The organism is Polaromonas sp. P3_C2 (genome assembly GCF_056402675.1).
In genome coordinates this window covers 1-620 of record NZ_JBFUGX010001217.1, presented here as the reverse complement: position 1 = coordinate 620, position 620 = coordinate 1, and the positions used below count along the sequence as shown (strand labels likewise).

Annotated in this window: 1 protein-coding gene and 1 pseudogene; both read right to left on the bottom strand. The window is 57.7% G+C overall.

The window, feature by feature from the left end; genetic code table 11:
* Window positions 1–119: pseudogene (locus tag AC1DWI_RS25700) on the bottom strand (ribosome recycling factor); the annotation flags it as partial.
* A 52-nt stretch (window positions 120–171) separates the two neighbouring features.
* Window positions 172–620, bottom strand: a 449-nt coding sequence (locus AC1DWI_RS25695; protein ID WP_477726262.1) for an amino acid kinase family protein, incomplete at its 5' end; no start/stop codon positions are given.

Genomic DNA, 620 nt, shown 5'->3' with positions numbered 1-620 from the left:
GTATCAAGCAAACCGGGGTTGGCGCGGCCCGTGCGGATCTTGGTCAGGCCATTTTTGAACGAGTCAATAGACTGCTGCATCTTTTGCTCTGCCTGCTGCTTGACTTCAACAATGCTCATGGTCGAATCTCCGGATTTTTATAGCGAAAAAGAACAAGCTGGGACAGGAGGCTCAGACGTGAACCAGGGTTCCCTCGTCCTCGCCCTGCACGACGCGCTTGAGCGCACCATGCTTGAAAATACTGAACACCTTGATGGGGAGTTTCTGGTCGCGACACAACGCAAAAGCGGTGGCGTCCATGACCTCCAGGTTTTTACCCATGGCTTCATCGAAGGTGATGTTGGTGTAGCGCGTGGCTTTCGGGTCTTTCTTGGGGTCCGCAGTGTACACACCGTCGACCTTGGTGGCCTTCAGCACGATCTCGGCGCCGATCTCCGCGCCGCGCAATGCGGCTGCCGTGTCGGTGGTGAAGAACGGGTTGCCGGTGCCGGCCGCGAAGATGACGACCTTGCCCTCTTCGAGGTACTGCAGGGCTTTGGGGCGAACATAAGGCTCAACCACGCGCTCAATGCCGATGGCCGACATCACGCGAGCGATCAACCCGGCCTTGTCCATGGTGT